The organism is Alkalihalophilus pseudofirmus OF4, assembly GCF_000005825.2.
Lineage (GTDB): Bacteria > Bacillota > Bacilli > Bacillales > Bacillaceae_D > Alkalihalophilus > Alkalihalophilus pseudofirmus.
In genome coordinates this window covers 2,330,268-2,356,103 of record NC_013791.2, presented here as the reverse complement: position 1 = coordinate 2,356,103, position 25,836 = coordinate 2,330,268, and the positions used below count along the sequence as shown (strand labels likewise).

The following is a 25,836-nucleotide window of genomic DNA, read 5'->3' as shown; positions in this document are numbered from 1 at the left end:
ATGAATATGTTTCGTAATGTGGCGGAGCTTGTAGAATTAGCTGAATCACAAGATATACCTATTTCTGAAGTGATGATCAGACAGGAAGTAGAAGTAAGCGGCAAATCACGAGAGGTCGTCATAAATCAAATGAGAGAAAATTTGAAGGTGATGAGAGCCGCTGTTGAAAGAGGAATTTCTGAAAATGTTCGTTCAGTATCCGGCCTAACTGGCGGAGATGCGGTTAAGTTACAAGAATATATTAAAAAAGGCAATTTTCTATCTAGTGATGTCTTATTAGATGCGGTTAGTAAAGCAGTTGCAACGAATGAAGTAAATGCTGCAATGGGAACGATCTGCGCCACGCCGACAGCAGGTGCTGCAGGCGTTGTACCGGGAGTATTATTCGGACTAGAAGCAAAATTAAATCCGACAGAAGATGCGATGATTGGTTATTTATTTGCATCAGGTGCTTTCGGATTTGTAGTAGCGAATAATGCTTCTATCTCTGGTGCGGCTGGAGGATGCCAGGCTGAGGTGGGCTCTGCAACCGGAATGGCAGCAGCAGCCTTAGTAGAGCTTGCTGGAGGCACGCCGAGTCAATCCGCAGAAGCAATGGCAATTGCTTTGAAAAATATGCTTGGTCTTGTATGTGATCCTGTGGCAGGGCTTGTAGAAGTACCGTGTGTGAAACGTAATGCAATGGGAGCATCAAATGCTGTGGTGGCAGCGGACATGGCATTAGCAGGCATTACAAGCAGAATTCCGTGTGATGAAGTAATTGATGCGATGTATAAAATTGGACAAACGATGCCTGAAGCTCTCCGTGAAACAGCTCAAGGAGGATTAGCAGCGACACCAACTGGACGGGAGCTAGAAGCCAAAATTTTTGGTGTATCGCTTGATAAGAAATGAATCACATCATGAGTTTACCGGTTACCGAAGTAAAAGGAGTCGGTGAGGAAACCGCAAAACAAATGGCTGGGATGAATGTTCATACAGTCCAAGACTTAATCGAGCACTTCCCTTTTCGGTATGAGGATTACCAGTTAAAAGATTTACAAGATACAAAGCATGATGAGAGAGTAACGGTAGTCGGTGTAGTGCAAAGTGAACCATCGATCCGCTACTACGGAAAGAAAAAAAACCGCTTGTCCGTAAGGCTGTTAGTCAATCAAATTTTAATAACGGTTACTTTTTTTAATCGGGCGTTTCTAAAAAAGTACTTTCAAATCGGCCAGGAGGTTACCGTTACAGGAAAATGGGATCAGCATAGAATGACCATCGCCGGCAGCGAGTGCTATCCAGGCAGAGTAGAAAAAGAACAGACGATCGTACCTGTCTATTCAGTATCAGGCAAATTGACGTCAAAATCACTTAAAAAATATATTTATCAAGCGATGCAGCAATACGGTGAGGATATACCTGAGGTGCTTCCGGAATCGTTTTTAGAAAAATACAAGCTTCCAACTAAAAGAGAAGCGATCTACCGTCTGCATTATCCATCAAAAGATGAAGCAACAAAACATGCGCGACGAAGAATGGTCTATGAGGAATTTCTTTTCTTCCAGTTGAAAATGCAAGCATATCGAAAAATAAACCGTGAACAATCAGTCGGTGTGCCGCTTATGCTTGATCGAAACAAGGTGAGAGATTTTGTGAGCGGACTGCCATTCCCGCTTACGGGTGCTCAAAAAAGAGTAGTGAAAGATATTCTTCATGATATTGAATCTGATTACCGGATGAACCGCCTTTTGCAAGGGGATGTTGGATCCGGTAAAACCATCGTTGCGGCCGTATGTATGTATGCCGTTGTTCAAGCCGGAAAACAAGCAGCACTTATGGTGCCCACAGAAATATTAGCAGAGCAGCATGTTTCCTCACTTAAACCTCTCCTTGAACCATTCGGTATTGAAGTTGAGCTCTTATCAGGTTCAGTCAAAGGGAAGAAAAGAAGAGAGAGACTCGAGCGCCTTGAATCAGGGGAGATGCATATTGCTGTTGGCACTCATGCGCTCATTCAAGAAGATGTCATCTTTCACGACTTAGGTCTAGTCATTACAGATGAGCAGCATCGTTTCGGTGTAGAACAAAGAAGAGTGCTTCGAGATAAAGGGGAGCATCCTGACGTATTATTTATGACGGCAACACCAATTCCTAGAACGCTTGCTATTTCCGTTTTTGGGGATATGGATGTATCAATTATTGATGAGATGCCTGCCGGGCGGAAGGTAATTGAAACGTATTGGGCAAAACATGACATGTTAGACCGTGTGCTTGGTTTTATTGAAAAAGAATTGCAAGCAGGGAGACAAGCCTATGTCATTTGTCCGCTTATTGAAGAGTCGGAATCACTCGATGTACAAAATGCGATTGATGTTCATGCGATCCTCCAGCAGCATTACGGCGGGAAGTTTAAAGTCGGCTTAATGCATGGGCGTCTTCATCCAAAGGAAAAAGATGAAGTGATGGAAGCGTTTAGTGAGAATTCGACACAAATTTTAGTATCGACTACTGTGGTTGAAGTTGGTGTGAATGTGCCTAATGCTACTGTTATGGTTATTTATGACGCCGAGCGCTTCGGACTTGCTCAGCTTCATCAATTAAGAGGCAGGGTAGGACGAGGTGAAGCTCAGTCTTATTGTATATTGCTCGCTGATCCTAAATCGGAAGTCGGAAAAGAGCGGATGCGGATTATGACAGAGACAAATGATGGGTTTGTGCTGTCTGAGAGAGATTTGGAGCTGCGAGGACCTGGCGATTTTTTCGGTTCAAAACAAAGCGGACTTCCTAATTTTAAAGTAGCTGATGTGGTTCATGATTACCGGGCGCTTGAAGTGGCCAGGCAAGATGCAGCTGAATTAGTAAACAAAGCTGATTTCTTTGAAAACCCTGTCTACAGCTACTTTAGAAAGCACTTAGAGGAGTCTGGTGTATTTGCTGGAGAAAAGCTTGATTAACTATTGAAATTATAAGTGTGCAATTATATACTACTCTTAGTACCTAGTCATATAAATATGAGTTGTTTGATTGAACCAACAGGGCTGCGATCGTCACAAGCTTTTCACGCACTTTTTATGACTTTGCTTGAAAAGTAATATCGTGAGGTGTCTGCACCTAGGTAAAGGGTGGTAGGGCAAGATATGAAAAGACGTAAAAAAGAACGCCAATCGATTTTACAAGAAACGCTGGCAAGCAATCCATTTATGACAGATGAAGAGCTTGCCAAGCGTTTTTCCGTAAGTATTCAAACGATTAGGCTTGATAGAATGGAACTTGCAATCCCTGAACTTCGTGAGAGAATTAAAGATGTTGCTAAACAGCAGCTTGATGATGTTCGTGCGCTTCATCCTGATGAGGTGATCGGAGAAATTGTCGATTTACAGCTTGATGAACGAGCGATATCCATTTTAGATGTACAAAACGAACATGTCTTTAGTCGTTCAGGTATTGCAAGAGGGCATCATCTATTTGCCCAAGCGAACTCGCTGGCAGTGGCGATCATAGATGATCCGCTTGCATTGACACAGCGGGCTGTCATTCACTTTACACGGCAGGTTAAAGCCGGCGAAAGGGTTATAGCCAAAGCGAGTGTATTACTGACAGAACAAGGGCGTACCACTGTTAAAGTAGAGAGCTTTGTAGACCAAGAAATGGTTTTCCAGGGTGAGTTTGTGATGTATCGCAACAATGATATAGGTTGAATAAAAAAGGAGAATGAAAATGAGAATTGCAATTGATGCAATGGGCGGAGATCATGCACCGCGTGCCCAAGTAGCAGCTGCCGAGCAAGCAGTGAAAGATTTTTCCGGGCTGGAAATTACGCTGGTGGGCAACGAATCAGACATTCGTCCACATTTAAAAGATGATACAAATATTACGATTCTTCATACAACAGAAAAAATTGAAGATACAGATCAGCCGACAACAGCTGTCCGCAGAAAAAAGGAAGCTTCGATGGTTCTTGGTGTGCGTGAAGTACGAGAAGGTCGTGCTGATGCCAGCATATCGGCAGGAAATACAGGTGCTCTAATGACAGCAGGGCTCTTGCATGTTGGCCGGATTAAAGGAATTGATCGACCAGCCCTCGCGCCAAAGCTGCCAACACTTGACGGCAATGGTTTTTTACTGCTTGATGTAGGGGCTAATATGGATGCAAAACCAGAGCAGCTGCTTCAATATGCAATCATTGGCAATACATATATGGAAAAAGTACAAAAAGTTAAAAAGCCTCGTGTAGGACTATTAAATGTCGGTACTGAGAGCGGAAAAGGAAACGAATTAACAAAAGAAGCGTTCCCGCTCCTAGAAGCAGCTAATTTTCATTTTATCGGAAACGTTGAGGCCAGAGACCTTATGAACGGGGTCGCTGATGTAGTGGTTTGTGATGGCTTTGCAGGGAATTTAGTTTTAAAAACAATTGAAGGAACAGCAGGAACTTTATTTTCTTTGTTGAAAAAGGAACTAACGAAATCTGTGAAAAATAAACTTGCAGCTGGAATGCTTAAGTCAAGCTTTAAAGATATTAAAAGTCAACTAAGTTATTCAGAGTATGGCGGTGCGGGGCTGTTTGGGCTTAAGGCACCTGTCATTAAAGCACATGGTTCCTCTGATGAAGTGGCAGTATACCATGCGATCAGACAAGCAAGACAAATGGCTGAAGAGCAGGTTACAACCATTATTGAAACAGAAGTTGCTGCAATAAATTCTACACAAAGCAAGTAGAGAATGGGGAGGAAGCTAATGGGGAAAATCGCTTTTTTATTTCCAGGACAAGGTTCACAAGCTGTTGGGATGGGAGTAGAACTCAGAACGAATGAGCCAAAATGTAAGGAAATTCTAGATCGTGCTGATTCCAGGCTCGGATATTCTTTAACAAAAATTATGGCAGAAGGGCCAGAAGAGAAGCTCCGCCGCACTGAGAATACTCAGCCTGCACTTGTCACAATGAGTATTGCGGTTCTAGAACTGTTAAAAGAAGAAAATATAACGCCTGATTATGTAGCCGGCCACAGTTTAGGAGAGTACAGTGCGCTAGTTGCTGCGGGGTCTCTATCTTTTGAAGATGCTGTGTATGCAGTACATAATCGCGGTTTATTTATGGAAGAAGCTGTTCCTTACGGGGAAGGCGCCATGTCTGCTGTTCTTGGTATGGAAGCAGATCTCTTAGCCGAAGTATGTAAGGAGATTCAAGCAAAGGGGCATGTGGCAGAACTTGCGAATCTAAACTGTCCTGGGCAAATTGTTATTTCTGGTTGTAGCGAAGGCGTTGCTCTATGCGGTGAACTTGCTAAAGAAAAAGGGGCTAAACGGGTGATTCCACTTCCGGTAAGCGGGCCATTCCATTCATCTTTAATGAAGCCTGCTGCAGATAAATTAGAAGGTGTATTAAAGGAAATCACGATTAAAGATGCAAAAGTTCCTGTCATTGCAAATGTGACAGCTAAAGCGCAAACAGATGCGAATGAGATCGAACAAAAATTAGTAGAGCAAGTATATTCTCCTGTGCGTTGGGAAGAAACGATTAGAGAACTACAAGATCTTGGAGTCGATACATTTATTGAAGTCGGTTCAGGAAATGTATTAACGGGTCTTGTGAAAAAAGTAAACCGCCGCGCGCAAGCTTTTGCTGTAAATGATCGAGAAAGCCTTAATAAAGTGGTCGCTAAACTTGAAGGAGTGAAGGAATAATGCTACAAGGGAAAGTCGCAGTCGTAACAGGTGCATCACGAGGAATCGGACGTGCTATTGCACTAGAACTTGCTAAGAACGGCGCAAATATTGTGGTGAATTATGCAGGAAGTGTCGCTAAAGCTGAAGAAGTAGTTGCTTCATGTAAAGAATTAGGTGTGGATGCACTGGCTGTTCAAGCAGATGTGGCAAACAGCGAAAGCGTCCAAGCTATGATAAAAGAATCAATCGAGGCATTTGGCCGAGTAGATATTCTTGTTAATAACGCAGGTATTACTCGTGACAATCTTCTCATGAGAATGAAAGAAGATGATTGGGATGCAGTGATTGATACAAACCTTAAAGGAGTATTTAACTGCTCTAAGGCTGTGACCCGTCAAATGATGAAGCAGCGCTACGGGAGAATAATTAATGTAGCTTCAGTAGTCGGTATTTTAGGTAATGCCGGGCAAGCAAATTATGTAGCAGCAAAAGCGGGTGTCATCGGTTTAACTAAGACAATGGCAAGAGAGCTTGCTAATAGAAACATTTTAGTGAATGCTGTCGCACCTGGCTTTATTACAACGGATATGACAGATGAATTAACAGAAGATATGAAAGCACAAATGCTTGGGCAGATTCCTTTAGGAGCCCTAGGCAAGCCAGAACATATTGCCTCTGTCGTGCGCTTTTTAGCTAGTGATGATGCAGCGTATATGACTGGCCAAACACTGAATGTTGATGGCGGTATGGTTATGCAGTAAAAGGAAAGTTCAATACGGTATTGACATGTTGCTTCTTTACCGTTAAAATTCTTCTAGCTTTCACACGACTTGAGAGGGGGTGAACGTACATGGCAGATACATTATCACGTGTAACGACGATCGTTGTTGATCGTTTAGGTGTTGAGGAAGCAGACGTAAAACCGGAAGCTTCATTCAAGGATGATTTAGGCGCAGATTCATTAGACGTAGTTGAGCTTGTTATGGAGCTTGAAGATGAGTTTGATCTTGAGATTTCTGATGAAGAAGCTGAGAAAATTTCGACTGTTGCTGATGTCGTTGATTACATAAACAGCCGTCAGTAGTTGGTGAGGAGTCCCATATGCAAATCATGTGGGACTTGCTTTACAAAAACAGATAATCCCAAACAAGTACATTTTCATAGTGTTGGAGGTCAACATGCCGCAATCTTCTAAGAACCACCGTAAACCGAGATCGAATTATTACGATCGCCGGCGTCATAATCGCCGACTCACTTTGACCGAAGAACAAAAAAAGCAATTTGATGATTTGCTTTTGAAAATTGATCTGACTTTTGAAAATCGTAAGCTACTCATCCAAGCATTTACTCATTCATCCTATGTGAATGAGCACCGTATCTACTCGTTTCAGGATAACGAAAGACTTGAATTTTTAGGGGACGCTGTACTTGAACTAGCTGTTTCACAATTTCTTTATAAGAAATTCAACTCGATGAGTGAAGGGGAAATGACGAAGCTTCGTGCTTCTATTGTATGTGAGCCGTCATTAGCCCGTTTTGCCGAAGAGCTTGAGTTTGGAGAGCTTGTTTTATTAGGTAAAGGGGAAGAGATGACGGGCGGCCGCAATAGACCAGCCCTGCTCGCCGATGTGTTTGAATCCTTTATCGGCGCCCTGTATCTAGATCAAGGTTTAGAAGCAGTTTATAAATTTTTAAGTCAAACGATGTATCCTAAAATTAACGATGGTGCTTTTTCTCATATGATGGATTTTAAAAGTCAGCTGCAAGAGTTTATTCAAAGAGATAACCTCGGTCAGATTCAATATGTGATTGTCCAAGAAATCGGACCAGCGCATAATCGTGAGTTTGTATCAGAAGTACAATTAAATGAAAGTAAGTTAGGTGTTGGTTCTGGCCGTTCTAAAAAAGAAGCCGAACAACACGCAGCCCAGCAAGCTCTTATCAAGCTGAGCGAGAAAAAAGATAAGTAGACATTAAAAAACGTGCCTGATCCATGAGTTATGGAAGGCACGTTTTTTATTAGCGTTTTCTCATTTTGCCTAGCTCTGAAACGATTGCATCCAGTTCACTTACAGAAAAGGATTGTTTGCTCATAATCATTTCATAAATATCACGAAGGTCTTCATACTGATCTGTGTCAAAACTCTTTGCATTTAGTGCACCGGCATTTACAATTTGTAACTTCGTCTTAATTTCTTCAATCATATACTCAATATTTTCACGGCTTGTAGTGGAGAGATCCATATTTACACCTCATCTATAAATTAGTCAAATTCTATCGTATCATACGAGGGTCTATTTGTCCTACAACGTTTAAAGAAACTGAGTTTAATTTAAATTGAGTATGATCTAAGGAGCAGGTTCCTGAGTAAGAGACGGATGTATTCATACAGGTATTATGGTAAAATAGGAAAGTTGTTAAACAAGGTTAGGGGGAAGGATTATGTTCCTCAAACGACTAGAGGTCGTAGGATTTAAATCATTTGCAGAACAAATGAATATTGAATTTGTCCCAGGGGTCACAGCAGTAGTCGGTCCAAATGGGAGTGGGAAAAGTAACATATCAGATGCGGTTAGATGGGTGCTTGGTGAACAATCTGCTAAGTCACTGCGCGGTTCGAAAATGGAAGATATTATTTTTGCCGGAAGTGATACGCGCAAGCGGTTAAACTACGCAGAGGTCAGCTTGATTTTAGATAATGAGGATCAGCACTTATCGATTGATTATAGTGAAGTGAGTGTCACAAGACGGGTCTATCGTTCTGGTGATAGTGAATACTTAATTAATAAGCAGCCATGTCGATTAAAAGATATCATCGATTTGTTTTTAGACTCGGGGCTTGGCAGAGAAGCTTACTCCATTATTGGACAAGGAAAAGTAGAGGAGATTTTAAGCAGCAAGGCAGAAGATCGCCGAGTGATATTTGAGGAAGCTGCAGGTGTCCTTAAGTATAAGACGAGAAAAGTTAAAGCAGAAAAGCGATTAACTGAAACACAAGATAACTTACTGCGTGTTGAAGATATTCTTCATGAATTGAAGGCTCAAGTAGAACCGTTGGAGATTCAGGCTTCGATCGCTAAAGATTACTTAGAGAAAAAAGAAGAATTAAAAGAAGTAGAGATCGCTTTAATGGTGCATGAAATCGAAGAGCTGCATCAAGAATGGAACAGTGAAAAGGAAAAACTCCAAAGCTTGCATCAAGAGCATGATAAAAGACATCAAAAGCTTATTGAGATGGAAGAAGAACTTGAGAGTCTTAGAGAGCGCTCTAAACATTTAGATCGAGAGCTCAGCGTAACGCAGGCAAACTTGCTCGCAGTGAGTGAAGAACTTGAGAAAAATGAAGGGAAGCGAGAAGTATTAAAAGAACGAAAGAAAAATGCTTCGCAAAATAAAGAACAGTTAGAGAAGTCAATAGAGCGGATTTGTGAACAACAAGCAGCGCTTTTGGCCGAGCTTACTGAGCAAGAAGATAAGGTGATATCCGCCCAATCCATTGTTAAATCTTTAAATGAAGAAATTACAGAACAAGAAAAACGATTAAAGCTAACTGAAAAAGATGTTAATAAAGAGTTAGATCGTTTGAAATCAGATTATATTGAAGTCCTTAATGAACAAGCATCGATTCGAAATGAGCGCCATTACTTGGTCGAACAAAAAAGGCAGCAAGCATTTAAACAATCAAGGTTAGAAGATGAAAATCAAGACCTGCTTAAAGGCCGCGAGCAGCTTTCTAGCAGGTTGAATGAAGCAAAAGTGGAAGTTGAAGTGAAAGAACGTGAACTAGAACAAAATATAGACCAGTATCGCAAAAGTCAAACTCAATTAGATCAAGTAAGAACACGTTACCAAAAGCGTGAATCTAAACTTTATGAAGCCTATCAGCTCATTCAAAAAATGCAGTCAAGGGCAGAGGTGCTTGAAGAAATGCAAGCTGACTTTTCTGGGTTCTTTCACGGGGTAAAAGAAATCCTGAAGGCCAGAGAAGGGAAGCTTGAAGGGATTGTTGGGGCGGTTGCAGAATTAACTACCGTACCAAAAGAATATGAGACAGCTCTTGAAATAGCATTAGGAGCTGCTTCACAGCACATCGTGGTTGAGAGTGAGAAAAGTGCTAGGGGAGCCATTACTTTTCTTAAACAACATCGTCTTGGCCGGGCCACGTTCCTGCCTTTGCCGGTTATGAAAGAGAGACAGCTTCCCGATCACCTGCTTCATTCCTTAACACAGGAACCAGCTTTTGTCGGAATCGCCTCTAAGCTATTAACATATGAAGAACGGTACCATCAATTGTTTTCGCAGCTTCTTGGTCAAGTTATTATTGCTCGTGACTTAGAAGGGGCCAATAAAATAGCTAGGATGCTTAACCATAGATACCGCGTCGTCACCCTTGAGGGGGATGTGGTTAATCCAGGCGGTTCTATGACTGGCGGAAGCATTAAACAAAAGCAAACACCGCTCCTTGGCCGTAAACGCGAGCTCGAAGAATTAGTGGCGAAACTAAATAAACTAAAAAGTTCAGCTGCTGCGCTTGAAACAGAAGTGAAAGAATCAAAAAGAGAAATGCAGTCGCTGGAAGCGGATTTAGAGTCGCTTAAAACAAACGGAGAACAGGCGAGAAATGCTTTTCAAGATGCAAAGACCCGTTTGAGAGAGTTAGAACTAGAATCAGGCAGCATGGAAGATCGCTTTAAGCGCTACGACCGTGAACAATCTAGTTTCAGTACAGAAACAGAAAAGATGGACGAGCGCTTACGTGAGCTTGACACGCATGAAGAAGAGATGAAAGCAAGCGCAGCTCGACTTGAACATCAGGTGAGCGAATTAGAAGCAAGACAAAAAGAGCAGCAGCAATCTAAAGAAACGATTTTGCAAGAGTTAAATCAAGCAAAAATTGATTATGCAGCTGCACAGGAGCGCTATTTATCTGCGAAAGCTCAAAAAGAAGGAACAGAAGCTCGTTACAATGAAGTGTTAAAAGATGCATCTGACCTTAAGGATCAATTAAACCTGCTGCAGATGGAAGCTTCAGATCGTACAGATGGCGAGAGCAGTATATCAAATAGGATCGAAGCGAATAAAAAGCATAAACAAGAGATTACCATCAAACTCGAGCAATTAAAGAAAGAAAGGCAAGAGATCGATGAATCGTATGCATCTCTTGATAGTATGATCAAGATGCAGCAAGGTGAACACCGATTAATTGCTGATGAATGCCGTCAAATTGAAGTGCGGGTAAACCGCCTTGATGTAGAACTAGACAGCCGGCTCAATCATTTGAGAAATGAATATGAATTGTCGTATGAAGCTGCGCGTGAATCCTACAATTTAACGGTTGAGCCTGACCAAGCGAAAACAAAAGTGAAGCTTATAAAGCTAGCTATTGAAGAACTTGGATCAGTGAATATCGGGGCAATTGATGAGTACGAGAGAGTAAGAGAACGTCATGATTTTCTTACAGAGCAGCAATCAGACCTTCTTCACGCGAAAGCAACGTTACACGACGTCATTCAAGAAATGGATGTTGAGATGACAAAGCGTTTCCAAGAAACATATGTCATGATTCAAAAAGAATTTAAAGGCGTGTTTTGTGAACTGTTTGGAGGCGGTGAAGCCGATCTCGTCTTAACTAGTCCGGAAAACCTTCTTGAAACGGGTGTCGAAATCATGGTGCGGCCGCCTGGAAAGAAACTACAGCACCTTGGCTTATTATCAGGCGGTGAGAGAGCACTAACGGCTATTGCTTTATTATTTGCTATTCTAAAAGTACGTCCTGTGCCGTTTTGTGTACTAGATGAAGTGGAGGCAGCCCTTGATGAGGCGAATGTCAGTCGTTTTGCGCATTATTTAAAAGATTTCAGCGGCTCGACACAATTTATCGTGATTACTCATCGTAAAGGTACAATGGAAGAGGCTGATGTGTTATATGGGGTGACCATGCAAGAGTCAGGAGTCTCAAGGCTGGTCTCTGTCAGACTTGAAGAAACTAAACAATTAATGGAGACATAGGAGGCAGAATCATGAGCTTTTTTAAAAAACTTAAAGAGAAGTTGACCACTCAAACAACCGAAGTGACTGACAAATTTAAGACGGGTCTAGAAAAAACGAGAGATTCTTTTGCGACGAAAATGAACGAACTTGTCTACCGTTACAGAAAAGTAGATGAAGAGTTTTTTGAAGAGCTTGAAGACATTTTGATTGGTGCTGATGTTGGCGTCAATACGGTCATGACCTTAATTGATGACCTAAAAGATGAAGTGAGAATCCGCAACATTAAAGATACAAAAGATATTCAACCGGTTATTTCAGAGAAATTAGCAGAACTTCTTCAAAAAGAAGAAGAGGATGCCGCATTGAATATTCAAACAGACGGAATGACGGTTATTTTAGTGGTAGGAGTTAATGGAGTTGGAAAAACGACAACGATCGGCAAGCTTGCTAATCACCTGAAGCAGGACGGGAAATCGGTTATGCTTGCAGCTGGCGACACTTTCCGTGCAGGAGCAATTGAACAGCTAGAAGTGTGGGGAGAACGTGTTGGAGTTGACGTGATTAAACAGCAAGAAGGGTCAGATCCAGCTGCTGTTATGTATGATGCGCTTCAAGCCGCTAAGTCTAGAGGCGTGGATGTATTAATTTGTGATACAGCAGGCCGTCTTCAAAACAAAGTGAATTTAATGAATGAGCTTGAAAAGGTGAAGCGTGTGATTGAGCGCGAAGTTCCTTCTGCTCCTCATGAAGTCCTTCTCGTATTAGATGCGACAACCGGTCAAAATGCGATGAGCCAAGCAAAGACGTTCGGCAAGAGTACAGATGTGTCAGGTATTGTATTAACGAAGCTTGATGGCACAGCTAAGGGTGGTATTGTACTTGCGATCAGGCATGAACTCGATATTCCTGTTAAATTTGTCGGTCTTGGTGAAAAAGTAGATGACCTGCAGCCGTTTAATGCAGAGCAATTTGTCTATGGACTATTTAAAGATATTTTAGAAGAACAGGAAAAAGAAGAGATCGAAGACTAAGTTATAGGATGTAGTATATCTCTTTGCGATCAGGGGTCTCTTTAATGCGTGGTACATAGGGATTTAAGTTTGTTAAGAAAAAAACTTGACACTTAAATCCCTATCCTGTAAGATGTTATCTTGTAAAGGGAAATCACTTAACAAGGAGTTGGATGGTGTGCTGGACAAAACGCTTCGAATGAATTACTTATTCGATTTTTATCAGTCTTTATTAACACCTAAACAACGAAAATACATGTCATTGTACTACCTTGATGATTTTTCTTTAGGTGAAATTGCCGAAGAGTTTGAAGTTAGTCGCCAAGCCGTTTATGATAACATTAAGCGTACAGAAGCGATGCTTGAGGAATATGAAGAAAAGCTGTCTCTGCTTGTTCGATTTGAAGAACGCCAGCAGATATTGAATCACTTAAGAACAGCAATCCAAAGCAACGCGGCTCCTGAAGAGATCATAGAGCACATTCAATCTCTTGAGAAATTGGATTAGGAGGCGACAGCATGGCATTTGAAGGTTTAGCTGAACGACTGCAAGATACATTAACTAAGATTCGCGGAAAAGGAAAGGTAAGTGAACAAGACGTTAAAGATATGATGCGTGAAGTTCGACTTGCTCTGCTTGAAGCGGATGTTAACTTTAAAGTTGTTAAGCAATTTATTGCCAGTGTGAAAGAAAAAGCACTCGGGCAGGAAGTTATGAAAAGTCTTACTCCAGGGCAGATGGTTATTAAAGTAGTTAATGAAGAATTAACAGCTTTAATGGGCGGCGAGCAAAGTAAAATTGCTGTTGCCAATAAACCGCCTACGGTTGTCATGATGGTTGGTTTGCAAGGGGCGGGTAAAACCACCACTACTGCAAAACTTGCCAATCATCTCCGTAAAAAGCAAAATCGTACACCGATGCTTGTAGCAGCTGATATCTACAGACCTGCAGCAATAAAACAATTAGAAACTTTAGGAAAGCAGTTAAATATGCCTGTATTCTCACTAGGAGATCAAGTAAGCCCTGTTGAGATTGCCAAACAAGCGATTGCTAAGGCAAAAGAAGATCACCATGATTACGTGTTGATTGATACAGCCGGACGTCTTCACATTGATGAAGAGTTAATGGGAGAGCTTCAAGAGGTAAAAGAAATTGCTAAGCCGGATGAAATTCTGCTTGTTGTTGATGCAATGACTGGTCAAGATGCAGTAAATGTTGCTGAGAGTTTTAATGAGCAGCTAGATGTAACAGGTGTTGTGTTAACGAAGCTTGACGGTGATACACGCGGTGGTGCTGCGATCTCAGTTAAAGCCGTTACAAATACCCCGATTAAGTTTGCAGGGATGGGAGAGAAAATCGATCAGTTAGAACCATTTTATCCTGATCGCATGGCCTCGAGAATTCTTGGAATGGGTGATATGTTAACGCTGATTGAAAAAGCACAATCAAATGTGGATGAAGAAAAAGCAAGAGAGCTAGAGAAAAAAATGCGGACGATGGATTTTACGTTCGATGATTTCTTAGAGCAGCTTGATCAAGTGAAAAGCATGGGACCGCTTGATGAAATTCTAAACATGATGCCTGGAATGAATAAGGCTAAAGGCTTAAAGGATCTAAAAGTCGATGATAAACAGCTGGTGCGTGTTGAGGCCATTGTCAGATCAATGACTAAAGCAGAAAAGCAAGATCCGAGTCTTATGAATGCAAGCAGACGCCGCCGTATTGCAAAGGGCAGCGGAACGACCATTCAAGATGTCAATCGTTTGCTGAAGCAGTTTGAAGATATGAAGAAAATGATGAAGCAAATGACTAACATGACATCAGGTAAAGGCAAGAAAAAAGGTAAAGGTTTTGGAGGCTTAAAGCTTCCGTTTTAAAGAGGAAATCCTTTTTTTTAGACTGTAAAGGAAATTCCCTTGAAATCTAAGAAAATTGATGATATTATATACCATTGTGTTAACTATTTTTGGAGGTGTCTAACGAATGGCAGTAAAAATTCGTTTAAAACGTATGGGTTCAAAGAAAGCCCCATTTTATCGTGTAGTAGTAGCAGATTCTCGCGCACCGCGTGATGGTCGTTTCATCGAAGAGATCGGAACGTACAACCCATTAACTCAACCAGCTAAAGTTGATCTTAAAGAAGATAAGGCTGTTGACTGGATGTTAAAAGGTGCTAAGCCTTCTGACACAGTTCGTAACCTATTCTCTAAAGCTGGTTTAATGGAAAAGGTTCATAACGCGAAGAACCAAAAATAATTCTTCTACAAAAAGGAGAATGTGATGAAGTCTTTAGTTGAACACATTGCAAAAGCACTTGTTGATGAGCCCGATGAAGTTCTGGTAACAGAGCAGCAAGAAGGAGACACGCTTTCGATCACACTTTATGTCCATCCAAGTGATGTCGGTAAAGTGATTGGCAAGCAAGGTCGTACAGCAAAAGCAATGCGCTCGCTTGTCTATGCGGCAGCAGTGCCTGAGCACAAGCGAGTACGATTAGACATCGTCGATTAAACAGCATGAATACAAAAAAGGGTGAGGGCAACCTCTCCTTTTTTGTTTATCTGCTCCTTTTATAGAATAAGATAAGCAGCGTAAACTAGAACGTAACTAAACTCTTTACATAAAGGAGTATTAGATGAATGCTTAAAATAATTCGCAATGCTCAGGTAAAGTATATTTTAACAGATGTAAAAAAGGAAGAAATTAAAAAGCAGCTTGAATCTGACCTACACCAAACCAAACGAGAATTAGCACAGTTAACATTTCAAATGCAAAAATCAATAAAGAGTCAAAAACATAACGAAGAGACAAGTCGTAAACGATATAAAGAAGAATGCATAAAAAAAGAAGAGCAAATGAAGTCGCTGACCTTTCAACTAGATCAGCTTGGTTTACTTCAAAATGGAACTGAGTTGAAGGGAGAAACAGTTGAGACGATGACAGAGCTCTCTATTGGTGATGAGTGGGTTCATCCATCAGATCCGCTTGAGATCATTGTTAAAGATGGAATTATTCTAGATATTCGAGGAAGTGGGCAAAAGTAATGGCGGATTTATTAAAGGTTGGAAAAATCGTAAATACACATGGTGTTCGTGGAGAGATTCGTGTGATCTCATCTACGGATTTTCCCGATGAGCGTTACGCTAAAGGCTGTGAGTTATGGATTGTAGATGCTAATACGAAAAAGCATATCTCTGTTGTCGTAGCAAACCACCGAGTTCATAAAAACTTTGATCTTCTTACTTTTGAAGGGTACGATTCCATCAATCAAGTAGAAGAATTTAAAGGGAGCACGTTGTATGTATCAAAAGACCAGCTTAGTGATTTAGATGAAGGAGAGTTTTACTACCATGAAATCATCGGCTGTGAAGTGTATACAACGAACAACGAGCATTTAGGACAAATTAAAGAAATTATTGAAACAGGCGCAAATGATGTATGGGTGATTCGCCGTGCAGGCGGTGGAAAGGATATTTTAATCCCGTATATAGAGGATGTTGTTATTGAAATTAATCTTGAGGAAAACAAGGTTATCATTGATCCAATGGAAGGGTTAGTCGAATGAAGATCGATGTGTTAACGCTCTTTCCTGAGATGTTTGAGGGAGTTTTTGGCTCATCTATTTTGAAAAAAGCAAAAGAAGAAGGTCATGTTTCCTACCAAGCCGTCGACTTTCGGGAATACACGACAAACAAGCATAAAAAAGTTGATGATTATCCTTATGGGGGCGGGGCAGGCATGGTACTTAGTCCTCAGCCGATCTTTGACGCTGTAGATGATCTCAAGCAGCAAAATGATACCTCACCTCGAGTGATTATGTTATGTCCTCAAGGGGAGCGTTATACTCAAGCTAAAGCAGAAGAACTTGCTAAAGAAGAGCATTTAATTCTGCTTTGCGGCCATTATGAAGGGTATGATGAGCGGGTACGGAAACATCTTGTAACAGACGAAATTTCAATAGGAGATTATGTGCTTACTGGCGGTGAATTAGGAGCAATGGTGATTGCAGACAGTGTAACACGCCTTCTGCCAAATGTACTTGGTAATGAAGAATCTGCTGTAACAGACTCTTTCTCTACTGGCCTGCTTGAGCACCCTCAATATACGAGGCCGGCCGAATTCAGGGGTATGGAAGTACCGGATGTCTTATTATCAGGGCATCATGCCAATATTGAAAGATGGCGTAAAAAGGAGTCTTTGAAAAGGACACTTGAACGCAGACCGGACCTGCTAGAAGAAAGAGAATTGACTGTTGAAGAAGAACGTCTTCTAGAGGAAATAAAAAGAGAGCAATAGCGGTAAAAGTTTCGTTGATTTATAATGAAATGCTTGTATATTTATTTTCTGTATGATATTATATTCTTTGTGGCTTAGGCCAGTGATTACGATGTTCCGCTGCAGGAAATTCTGATAAGAGCATCTGTATGGAAGGAGTGGAATTATACGATGAACAACCTTATTCGTGAAATCACAAGTGAGCAATTACGTACAGATCTTCCGGCATTCCGTCCTGGTGACACTTTAGTTATCGACGTTAAAGTTGTTGAGGGTACTCGTGAACGTATTCAAAAATTCGAAGGTGTCGTGATCAAGCGTCGCGGTACTGGAGTTAGCGAAACATTCACAGTTCGTAAAGTGTCTTACGGTGTTGGTGTTGAGCGTACATTCCCATTACATTCACCGAAAATCGCTAAGATTGACGTGAAACGTCGCGGTAAAGTACGTCGTGCGAAACTTTACTATCTACGTGCATTACGTGGTAAAGCGGCTCGTATTAAAGAAATCCGATAAGAAACGAGAGAAGGAGCTTAGGGAACTAAGCTCCTTCTTTTAAATTGGAAAAAGTATGAACGTCGATTAAACCTATGCTAAAATAAAGAAATGATACATATAGAGATCGTATAATAAAATAGAGATGTGATTCAAGTTATTGGGGGCGGAAAAATGGAAAGTAGCAAGTCGAATTCGATGGAGTGGATTAAAGCTGTAGTCATTGCGGTTCTTGTCGCATTTACTATTCGTTATTTTTTGTTTGCTCCCATTGTCGTTGATGGTCAATCGATGATGCCTACTTTAGAACATAGCGATCGAATGATTGTAAACAAGATCGGTTATGTGGTCTCTGAGCCTAAAAGATTTGACATTATTGTCTTTCATGCACCAGGCGGAAAAGATTATATCAAAAGAATTATCGGACTTCCTGGAGATCATATTGAGTATCGGGATGACCAGCTGTACGTCAACGGAGAGGTCTTAGATGAACCTTACTTAGATGAACTGAAAGCTGCATACGGCCCTGAATTTGTCACAAGAGATTTTGAGTTGTCAGAAGTCATTGGCGGACAAGTCGTACCGGATGATCATTTATTCGTTCTTGGGGATAATAGACATAACAGTTTAGATTCAAGGGATATAGGTTCGATTCACAAAGATGAAGTAATAGGTAAAGCAAATGTTGTTTTTTGGCCATTTGCTAATATTGGATTTGTAGAGTAGGTGAATAGGTTGGCAATACAATGGTTTCCTGGTCATATGGCCAAAGCGAGAAGAGAAGTAACTGAAAAACTTAAATTAATTGATGTTGTTATTGAATTAGTTGATGCAAGGCTGCCTCTGTCTTCGAGAAATCCGATGATGGATGAAATTGTCGGGCAGAAGCCGCGTCTTGTTTTATTAAACAAAGCGGATTTAGCAGATCCTCATATGACAAAAAAGTGGGCAGGATATTTTGAAGAAAAGGGTGCTACCGTTCTTGCTATTAATGCCCAAACAGGAAAAGGGGTAGAAAAAATCAGCGGTGCATGCCGAAAGCTTGCAAGCCCTCTGATCGAAAAGTGGAAATCTAAGGGTATGAAGCCGCGGGCAATTCGCGGAATGATTCTTGGAATCCCAAATGTCGGGAAATCCACCCTTATTAACCGTCTTGCTTCAAAGAAAATTGCTAAGGTCGGAGATCGACCGGGCGTAACTAAGAAGCAGCAATGGATTAAGGTAGGAAATGATGAACTGGAACTGTTAGATACTCCAGGTATTTTATGGCCTAAATTTGAAGATCAAGTGATTGGGTACCGATTAGCTGCAACAGGTGCGATAAAAGATGAGTTATTAGATTTTCAGGATATTGCCCTCTTTGTACTAAACTATATGAAAGACCACTACCCAGAACGGATTGCGGAAAGGTATAAGCTAGAGGAAGTACCGGAGGAAGGGCTTGCTTTATTTGATGCGATTGGTAAAAAACGAGGCTGTCTGCTTCCTGGCGGGTATATTGATTATGATAAAGCCGCTGAGATTATCTTAAGAGAACTACGTTCAGGCACGCTCGGACAAGTTACACTCGAGCAGCCGCCGCATACTGTATAAGCCGTGGAGACGATAAAAAGTCTTCTGCGGCTTTTTTTCAGGTCCCGGCAATTTGTGTGATGGATAATTAAAGCAATTGCCAGTTTAGCCTAGTAATGAAAAATGATCTCTAGTACGATAAAAAGGTTATAAAAAAATGGACCATAGCACCGATAAAAAGGGTAAGAGAAAGATAGGGGAGAATATGAAACGCTTAGCAATTAAAGAGATTGAAGCAACATTGTTTAATGAAATGGAAGTAAGTGAGGAATGGATTGATCAACTTAAGTATGATGAACGTAAAGGAGTTCAGCGTCTCCTTGGTAAATATGAAAAACAAAAAGCGTTAGAAGCTGAACGAATGCAAATGCATGAGATCATGCTGATGCATGAACGAGAGGCTTGGCAGAATGGTTATAACTATGTAGCAGGACTAGATGAAGTCGGGCGCGGACCGCTTGCAGGACCTGTAACAGCAGCAGCAGTTATTCTACCGAAGGATGCGTCTTTACCAGGATTAACAGATTCTAAAAAGCTATCTAAAGAAAAAAGAGAGTTTTTTGTTGAAGAAATAAAAAAACAAGCCTTAGCTTATTCGGTTGTTTTTGTAGATGCAGATGAAATTGATCGAGTAAATATTTACGAGGCAACCAAGCTTGCTATGCAAAGGGCAGTCAATAATTTAGACATTCAACCAGATTACTTGCTGCTTGATGCGATGAAACTAGCTAACTCTCTTCCACAAGAATCATTGATTAAAGGTGACCAAAAAAGCTTAACAATTGCAGCGAGTTCTGTTCTTGCAAAAGTAGCAAGGGATGAGTATATGGTGGAACTTGAAAAGGTGTATCCTGGTTACGGCTTTGCCAAACATGTAGGCTATGGCACCGAAGTGCATTTAAAAGCGATGAACGCATTAGGTATCACAAAAGAACACAGAAAATCATTTAAGCCAGTAGCTGACTGTTTAATTAAACAAAGCACGTAGCTGACAGGCGAGGGGAGAAGAAAAATGATACATACGACCAGTATTAATCAAGAAGTGAAGACAGCAGGTGCAAAAAAGCGGACTCCCCTCACGTTTGTGCCTGGTCATATATTTCAAGGGAAGATTACGAAGTTGTTCCCTAATCACCTAGCTTCTCTTTCGATTAATGGGATGCAAGTGACAGCAAGGCTTGAAGCTGCATTAACAGCTGGGGGAAGGTATTGGTTTGAAGTACAGGAAGGAAGCGGTCTGCCAAAGTTAAAAGTGATTGACAATCAAGGGAGAACAGGCCAAGGGTCACCGCCTCCAGTAAATGAACAATTGATTAGGCAGCTGGGTCTTCCTCAAAATCCCGCGATTAATGCTCTTTTGGACCAGTTAGCTGTCAAGCAGCTGGCTCTGCCAAAGCATGCATTAAAAGAAGCTGCGCAATTGTTGACTACTTTAAATAAGTACGATCGTCAAACAGTAGATTTAGTCCACCTCCTCATTCAAAAGAACCTGCCGTTATCAGAAGAAGCAGTGAGGGCAGTACAAGCATTTCAAAAAGAGACGGGTGTGAATCAGCAGATACAGCAAGTTATACAGCTTGCGCAGAGTGCAGAATATGCCTCTCATCCGTCGATTGAAAAATTAGTGTCAGCCTTAAAACAATTTAATGCCCAAACCGAATTCGGCCAAACGAAGCAGCCAGTCCTACACTTGCTTCAGCAGCTAGTCCACCCATCTGCAACAGCTGAACAACGTGAGGCTGCTAAGATTCTTTTAACAAGGCTAGGCTTAAGTGACACAAAAGAAACGATAGATGGCTTTATCCATCGATTTCATCAGGTTGTGCTTAATCAGCAGCAAACAAGCAGTGAGGTTCGCCCGCTTTTGCCGCCTCAGTTGACCAACCAAGTTGTTCAGTTGCAGCCGAGAGAAGCAATGCAGCATATCTTAGGCTCCTTAAGCAATTTGCCGCAAGGGGAAAAGGGCAGCCTAGAGTTACTGTTCCAACGGTTAAATGGATCTCAGAAGGCGCTTGATATTGAAGGTGGACTAAGGCACTTAGTCAGCCAGCAGCTGCCAGCGAATGAGCGATCGATGCTGCTGGCTGCCTTATATCATTCCGTCTCACCTGCCATAACGGATGCGAAAAGCGGATTTGGTTCTCACCTTCAAAATGTGGCAGCATTACTTGGCTTACATTATGAAAGCGAAATAGCTAGGCATGTTCAACAAACGAATGTAAATGAACTAAGTCATCAAGAACGTCTAAAAGGGATGCTTATGCAGCTAGAACAATCGTTGCCTCTGCCGGTAAGAGAGAAAGTAACAGAAATGATTCAGCGTATAACAGGCAGTCAATTAATGGCTCAAGAGCAGCAAGGTCCCCTTCAACAAGTGCTTATGCAATTACCGCTTGTCTTAGGTTCTTACCAAACAGATGTAACGCTGCAATGGGAGGCAAGGCGGCAGGAAGACGGCAGTCTAGACCCAAATCATTGCCGAATTCTATTTTATTTAGAGCTAGAAACACTCGGAGAGCTTATCGTGGATATGCAAATACAAAATAGAGTCATTTCACTTACTGTATTTAATGAGGGGGATAAACCGAGCAGACTTATTGATCTATTACTGCCGACTTTACATGATGCATTAGATGGATTTGATTATAAGCTCACTACCCTCACTTGGAAAAATATTAATGAATACAGCCATAATAAGGTTCAATCGCATCATGAGTCTGCCTATAAACAACGCGTTGATTACCAGGGAGTGGATATTCGGATATGAATAACGAGCTGAAAAAGCAAGCAGTAGCATTACGGTATGATGCGGCGAAGCAGGATTCACCTGAAGTGATTGCTAAAGGGAAGGGCATCATTGCAGAAGAGATCATTGAAAAAGCAAAAAATCATCATATCCCGATTCAAGAAGATGCCTCTTTAGTTGAATTATTAAGCCAACTAAACATTAATCAAACGATCCCCCCGGAACTTTATGAAGTGGTAGCAGAAGTATTTGCCTTTATTTACAGAGTGGATAAAAACTCTGCAAAAGGGTAGAAATGCAATCGAACCATTTATATTTGAACAAGTCATAGCATCGGGACATTAAGGACATACTAATCCACACACCTAATCAGGTGATCTTTAAGCGGGAGGTATGAATTATGAAACCGAACAAATTAAATGTTCCTGAACTTGATTCGTTTATGAATCAATATAAAGAGGAATATGCTCAAGAATTTGGAGTTCATCACTCTATTCAAGAACAAGATGCAAAAGCGAAAGATATGACAAAGTCAGTCATGCAAAAAGCTCAAAACAAAGAAAAATGCGACTAGTAAAATGAAAAGCTAGTAAATTCTCTCAGAATTTCTAGCTTTTTTTATTTTTATTTTAACGTTGATAAATTCTAACGTTAAAGCTAGAAAGCCTTGTCACACCAAGGGTATGGTAAAAAGTAATTTTATGAATTGGACTCTAAAAAAGTTAGAATTAAAAGAAATTTGAAAGAGGTTACACATTTCTCTCCCAAAATATTTTAAAAAGTGCTAAAATGGAAGAGGAATTTGTCGTTCATCCACGTATAAACGAAAGAGCGACTTGAAATCATATGCAATTGATAGGAGGCTGGAGAGAGAATGAATATTCATGAGTATCAAGGTAAAGAACTCCTTCGTAAATACGGAGTTGCAGTCCCTAATGGGAAAGTCGCATTCTCAGTAGAAGAAGCAGTTGAGGCTGCAAAAGAATTAGGCACAGAAGTTTGTGTTGTAAAAGCTCAAATCCATGCAGGAGGCCGCGGTAAAGCTGGCGGTGTAAAAGTTGCTAAGAACTTGGATGAAGTTCGTACATATGCGGATGAGATTTTAGGTAAAACACTTATTACTCACCAAACAGGTCCTGAAGGTAAAGAAGTAAAGCGCTTACTTATCGAAGAAGGATGCGATATTAAAAATGAATACTACGTTGGTTTAGTTCTAGATCGTGCGACAAACCGCGTTGTATTAATGGCTTCTGAAGAAGGCGGTACTGAAATCGAAGAGGTTGCAGAAGCAACTCCTGAGAAGATCTTCAAAGAAGTAATTGACCCGGCTGTAGGCTTACAAGGCTTCCAAGCTCGTCGTCTAGCATTTAACATTAATATCCCTAAAGAGCTTGTAGGACAAGCTGTTAAATTTATGATGGGACTTTATAAAGCATTCTCTGAAAAGGATTGCTCAATTGCTGAGATCAATCCGCTTGTTACAACTGGAGACGGAAAAGTAATGGCGCTTGATGCGAAGTTAAACTTTGATTCAAATGCTCTATACCGTCAAAAAGACGTACTTGAATATCGTGATTTAGAAGAAGAAGATGAAAAAGAAATCGAAGCTTCTAAATATGACCTAAGCTACATTTCATTAGATGGTAACATTGGATGTATGGTTAATGGTGCTGGACTTGCTATGGCAACAATGGACATCATTAAGCATTACAGCGGCGACCCAGCTAACTTCCTAGATGTTGGCGGCGGTGCTACGGCTGAGAAAGTTACAGAAGCATTCAAGATTATCCTTTCTGATGAAAACGTTAAAGGTATCTTCGTTAATATCTTTGGTGGAATCATGAAATGTGACATCATCGCAGAAGGTGTTGTAGCAGCTACAAAAGAAGTAGGTCTTGAAATTCCATTAGTTGTTCGTCTTGAAGGTACAAACGTAGACCTTGGTAAACAGATTCTTAACGAATCAGGTCTGAACATCACTGCTGCAGATTCAATGGCTGATGGTGCACAGAAGATTGTATCTCTAGTTAAGTAATAATTTGTATAAAATACTAACTTAAAAGACTCTTGTTAAAGATGTCTTTAGATAAAATGATTCAATTTAATTGTTAATACGAAAGGCGGGACAAAGAGAATGAGTATCCTTATTAACAAAGATACAAAAGTCATTGTACAAGGAATTACAGGCGCAACTGGCCTATTCCATACACAACAAGCAATTGAGTACGGTACACAAATTGTTGGTGGTGTAACACCTGGTAAAGGCGGAACAGAAGTTGAAGGTGTCCCTGTATTTGATACAGTAGAGGATGCTGTTAAAGCTACAGGAGCTAACGCATCAGTTATTTATGTTCCACCTGCATTCGCTGCAGATGCAATCATGGAAGCAGTAGACGCTGAATTAGATTTAGCTATTTGTATTACTGAAGGTATTCCTGTAATGGATATGGTAAGTGTTAGACGTTACATGGAAGGCAAGAAGACTCGTCTTATTGGACCAAACTGCCCAGGTGTCATCACACCGGAAGAATGTAAAATTGGAATTATGCCAGGCTACATTCATAAAAAAGGTCATGTAGGTGTTGTATCTCGTTCTGGTACATTAACGTATGAAGCTGTTCACCAGCTTTCAACGAATGGTATCGGTCAATCGACAGCTGTTGGTATTGGTGGAGACCCGGTAAACGGAACAAACTTCATCGATGTATTAGAGTTGTTTAACGAAGATCCAGAAACATATGCTGTGATCATGATCGGTGAGATCGGCGGTACAGCAGAAGAAGAGGCTGCTGAGTGGATTAAAGCTAACATGAAGAAGCCGGTAGTTGGTTTCATTGGCGGTCAGACAGCACCTCCAGGAAAACGTATGGGTCATGCTGGTGCGATTATCTCTGGTGGTAAAGGAACAGCAGCCGAGAAAATCAAAACACTTGAGAGCTGCGGCGTAAAAGTGGCTGAAACACCTTCTGTTATGGGTGAAACACTTATCAAAGCTCTTAAAGAAAATGACTTGCTTGAAAAATGTACAACTCATGAAGTAGCAAAATAATCAAAAAAGCTCCTCTTATTTGAGGAGCTTTTTTATCTTATGAACCCCGCACCACTACCCTCATCTCCCCAAAAGGAAGTGTTCATAAATGAATACATTTAGAGAACGGTTGATTGTGCTGCACAGCAGCATGTTTTTGTCTTGGAAACAAATTGCTGCACTGATCAATCATGACCCAGAGCTTCTGACTCCATTCACCTCATCCTCTGCCTTTTTTATAAAGCATCTCCATTTAAAGCGAGATAAAGCAGTAAAACTTGTAACCTATTTAAAGGAAGTAAACTCACGTGAATATGTAAGCAAGCTAGCAACCTCGCAAATTACTACGTTAACTCGTTTTGATGCAGATTACCCTGAACAGCTGAAAGAGTTATATGATCCTCCTTGGGTGCTTTATTGCAAAGGGGATATAGATCTTTTGCTTATCAAGATAAAATTGGCAGTAGTAGGTTCAAGAACGCCCACAAATAGGGGGCTTGGGGCTGTTGCAAATCTAGTGAAACCGCTTGTGAAGGAAAATGTATGTATTGTAAGCGGGTTAGCTCTTGGCATTGATACGGCAGCTCATCAACAGACCATCTCGCAAAATGGACATACGATCGCTGTGTTAGGATCTGGCTTTCATCACTTCTATCCAAAAGAGAATAAAAATCTTTTCACTTACATGGCTGCCCATCAGCTTGTGATAAGCGAATACCCTCCGCATCAACCTCCAGCAAAGTGGACATTTCCAGCAAGGAATCGCATAATTAGTGGTTTATCAAAAGGGGTTTTGGTCATAGAAGCAAAAGAAAGAAGCGGCTCACTTATTACGGCGGACCAAGCATTAGATCAAAATCGTGATGTATTTGCCGTGCCTGGTCCTATTGACAGCGAGTTATCAAAGGGCACAAATCAACTGATTAAAGAGGGAGCAAAATTAGTAGTAGAAATGAGTGATATTTTAAACGAATGGACATAAAATCGTCATAAAATTTCCGAGTTTCTTCTATATAATATAGTCGTTTTTTGTCAATTTCCATACGTTTTAATACGAAATTTTTA

Annotated in this window: 28 protein-coding genes; 27 read left to right on the top strand and 1 reads right to left on the bottom strand. The window is 41.0% G+C overall.

Annotated features, from left to right (window positions below; genetic code table 11):
- Nucleotides 1-6 precede the first annotated feature (6 nt).
- From sdaAA to rnc, 8 genes are all read left to right on the top strand, one after another.
- Entirely contained in the window at nucleotides 7-894 is an 888-nt protein-coding gene (gene sdaAA, locus BPOF4_RS11905; RefSeq protein ID WP_012959428.1) for an L-serine ammonia-lyase, iron-sulfur-dependent, subunit alpha, read from the top strand.
- Entirely contained in the window at nucleotides 891-2,939 is a 2,049-nt protein-coding gene (gene recG / locus BPOF4_RS11900; protein WP_012959427.1) for an ATP-dependent DNA helicase RecG, read from the top strand. The genes sdaAA and recG overlap by 4 nt, the downstream gene beginning before the upstream one ends.
- Nucleotides 2,940-3,122: 183 nt before the next feature.
- Nucleotides 3,123-3,683, top strand: coding sequence for a transcription factor FapR (gene fapR, locus BPOF4_RS11895; protein WP_012959426.1), 561 nt, complete (start codon nucleotides 3,123-3,125; stop codon nucleotides 3,681-3,683).
- Between the two features lie 19 nt (nucleotides 3,684-3,702).
- Nucleotides 3,703-4,704, top strand: coding sequence for a phosphate acyltransferase PlsX (gene plsX, locus BPOF4_RS11890; RefSeq protein ID WP_012959425.1), 1,002 nt, complete (start codon nucleotides 3,703-3,705; stop codon nucleotides 4,702-4,704).
- An 18-nt stretch (nucleotides 4,705-4,722) separates the two neighbouring features.
- The gene (gene fabD / locus BPOF4_RS11885) at nucleotides 4,723-5,670 is read left to right on the top strand and encodes an ACP S-malonyltransferase (protein ID WP_012959424.1); all 948 of its coding nucleotides are present in this window, start codon (nucleotides 4,723-4,725) and stop codon (nucleotides 5,668-5,670) included.
- On the top strand, nucleotides 5,670-6,413 hold the full coding sequence (gene fabG, locus BPOF4_RS11880) for a 3-oxoacyl-[acyl-carrier-protein] reductase (RefSeq protein ID WP_012959423.1): 744 nt from the start codon (nucleotides 5,670-5,672) through the stop codon (nucleotides 6,411-6,413). Before fabD ends, fabG begins: the two co-directional genes overlap by 1 nt.
- Nucleotides 6,414-6,502: 89 nt before the next feature.
- Nucleotides 6,503-6,736, top strand: coding sequence for an acyl carrier protein (acpP, locus tag BPOF4_RS11875; protein WP_012959422.1), 234 nt, complete (start codon nucleotides 6,503-6,505; stop codon nucleotides 6,734-6,736).
- 94 nt (nucleotides 6,737-6,830) lie between these two features.
- Complete coding sequence (gene rnc, locus BPOF4_RS11870; protein ID WP_012959421.1) at nucleotides 6,831-7,622, top strand: ribonuclease III; 792 nt, start codon at nucleotides 6,831-6,833, stop codon at nucleotides 7,620-7,622.
- A gap of 49 nt (nucleotides 7,623-7,671) precedes the next feature.
- Here rnc and BPOF4_RS11865 read toward each other — a convergent pair whose 3' ends face one another.
- Complete coding sequence (locus BPOF4_RS11865; RefSeq protein WP_012959420.1) at nucleotides 7,672-7,896, bottom strand: DUF1128 domain-containing protein; 225 nt, start codon at nucleotides 7,894-7,896, stop codon at nucleotides 7,672-7,674.
- Nucleotides 7,897-8,095: 199 nt separating this feature from the next.
- Here BPOF4_RS11865 and smc point away from each other — a divergent pair, with 199 nt between their 5' ends.
- From smc to dprA, 19 genes are all read left to right on the top strand, one after another.
- Complete coding sequence (smc, locus tag BPOF4_RS11860) at nucleotides 8,096-11,662, top strand: chromosome segregation protein SMC (protein ID WP_012959419.1); 3,567 nt, start codon at nucleotides 8,096-8,098, stop codon at nucleotides 11,660-11,662.
- An 11-nt stretch (nucleotides 11,663-11,673) separates the two neighbouring features.
- On the top strand, nucleotides 11,674-12,675 hold the full coding sequence (gene ftsY, locus BPOF4_RS11855) for a signal recognition particle-docking protein FtsY (protein WP_012959418.1): 1,002 nt from the start codon (nucleotides 11,674-11,676) through the stop codon (nucleotides 12,673-12,675).
- Nucleotides 12,676-12,853: 178 nt separating this feature from the next.
- Nucleotides 12,854-13,162 carry a putative DNA-binding protein gene (locus BPOF4_RS11850; protein WP_235806183.1) on the top strand — a complete coding sequence of 103 codons (309 nt, stop codon included), beginning with the start codon at nucleotides 12,854-12,856 and terminating at the stop codon, nucleotides 13,160-13,162.
- Nucleotides 13,163-13,173: 11 nt separating this feature from the next.
- The gene (ffh, locus tag BPOF4_RS11845) at nucleotides 13,174-14,532 is read left to right on the top strand and encodes a signal recognition particle protein (RefSeq protein ID WP_012959416.1); all 1,359 of its coding nucleotides are present in this window, start codon (nucleotides 13,174-13,176) and stop codon (nucleotides 14,530-14,532) included.
- 106 nt (nucleotides 14,533-14,638) lie between these two features.
- Nucleotides 14,639-14,911 carry a 30S ribosomal protein S16 gene (rpsP, locus tag BPOF4_RS11840; protein WP_012959415.1) on the top strand — a complete coding sequence of 91 codons (273 nt, stop codon included), beginning with the start codon at nucleotides 14,639-14,641 and terminating at the stop codon, nucleotides 14,909-14,911.
- A 24-nt stretch (nucleotides 14,912-14,935) separates the two neighbouring features.
- Nucleotides 14,936-15,166, top strand: coding sequence for a KH domain-containing protein (locus BPOF4_RS11835; protein WP_012959414.1), 231 nt, complete (start codon nucleotides 14,936-14,938; stop codon nucleotides 15,164-15,166).
- Between the two features lie 128 nt (nucleotides 15,167-15,294).
- A complete protein-coding gene (locus BPOF4_RS11830) occupies nucleotides 15,295-15,699 on the top strand; it encodes a YlqD family protein (RefSeq protein WP_012959413.1) in 405 nt (134 codons plus the stop codon).
- Nucleotides 15,699-16,220, top strand: coding sequence for a ribosome maturation factor RimM (rimM, locus tag BPOF4_RS11825; protein ID WP_012959412.1), 522 nt, complete (start codon nucleotides 15,699-15,701; stop codon nucleotides 16,218-16,220). The genes BPOF4_RS11830 and rimM overlap by 1 nt, the downstream gene beginning before the upstream one ends.
- Entirely contained in the window at nucleotides 16,217-16,951 is a 735-nt protein-coding gene (gene trmD, locus BPOF4_RS11820) for a tRNA (guanosine(37)-N1)-methyltransferase TrmD (RefSeq protein ID WP_012959411.1), read from the top strand. Before rimM ends, trmD begins: the two co-directional genes overlap by 4 nt.
- A gap of 150 nt (nucleotides 16,952-17,101) precedes the next feature.
- Entirely contained in the window at nucleotides 17,102-17,446 is a 345-nt protein-coding gene (rplS, locus tag BPOF4_RS11815; RefSeq protein WP_012959410.1) for a 50S ribosomal protein L19, read from the top strand.
- 153 nt (nucleotides 17,447-17,599) lie between these two features.
- Nucleotides 17,600-18,151, top strand: a complete 552-nt coding sequence (gene lepB / locus BPOF4_RS11810) for a signal peptidase I (RefSeq protein ID WP_012959409.1) — start codon at nucleotides 17,600-17,602, stop codon at nucleotides 18,149-18,151.
- Between the two features lie 9 nt (nucleotides 18,152-18,160).
- Complete coding sequence (ylqF, locus tag BPOF4_RS11805; RefSeq protein WP_012959408.1) at nucleotides 18,161-19,018, top strand: ribosome biogenesis GTPase YlqF; 858 nt, start codon at nucleotides 18,161-18,163, stop codon at nucleotides 19,016-19,018.
- 184 nt (nucleotides 19,019-19,202) lie between these two features.
- The gene (locus tag BPOF4_RS11800; protein ID WP_012959407.1) at nucleotides 19,203-19,985 is read left to right on the top strand and encodes a ribonuclease HII; all 783 of its coding nucleotides are present in this window, start codon (nucleotides 19,203-19,205) and stop codon (nucleotides 19,983-19,985) included.
- A gap of 24 nt (nucleotides 19,986-20,009) precedes the next feature.
- Nucleotides 20,010-21,764: a hypothetical protein gene (locus BPOF4_RS11795; RefSeq protein WP_012959406.1), complete on the top strand. Its 1,755-nt coding sequence runs from the start codon at nucleotides 20,010-20,012 to the stop codon at nucleotides 21,762-21,764.
- Nucleotides 21,761-22,036 carry an EscU/YscU/HrcU family type III secretion system export apparatus switch protein gene (locus tag BPOF4_RS11790; RefSeq protein ID WP_012959405.1) on the top strand — a complete coding sequence of 92 codons (276 nt, stop codon included), beginning with the start codon at nucleotides 21,761-21,763 and terminating at the stop codon, nucleotides 22,034-22,036. Before BPOF4_RS11795 ends, BPOF4_RS11790 begins: the two co-directional genes overlap by 4 nt.
- Before the next feature lie 107 nt (nucleotides 22,037-22,143).
- Nucleotides 22,144-22,317, top strand: coding sequence for a small, acid-soluble spore protein, alpha/beta type (locus BPOF4_RS21660; protein ID WP_012959404.1), 174 nt, complete (start codon nucleotides 22,144-22,146; stop codon nucleotides 22,315-22,317).
- Between the two features lie 300 nt (nucleotides 22,318-22,617).
- A complete protein-coding gene (gene sucC, locus BPOF4_RS11785) occupies nucleotides 22,618-23,778 on the top strand; it encodes an ADP-forming succinate--CoA ligase subunit beta (RefSeq protein ID WP_012959403.1) in 1,161 nt (386 codons plus the stop codon).
- A 99-nt stretch (nucleotides 23,779-23,877) separates the two neighbouring features.
- On the top strand, nucleotides 23,878-24,792 hold the full coding sequence (sucD, locus tag BPOF4_RS11780; protein ID WP_012959402.1) for a succinate--CoA ligase subunit alpha: 915 nt from the start codon (nucleotides 23,878-23,880) through the stop codon (nucleotides 24,790-24,792).
- 88 nt (nucleotides 24,793-24,880) lie between these two features.
- Nucleotides 24,881-25,753 (top strand): DNA-processing protein DprA, encoded by an 873-nt coding sequence (dprA, locus tag BPOF4_RS11775; RefSeq protein ID WP_012959401.1) that lies wholly within the window; start codon nucleotides 24,881-24,883, stop codon nucleotides 25,751-25,753.
- Nucleotides 25,754-25,836 lie beyond the last annotated feature (83 nt).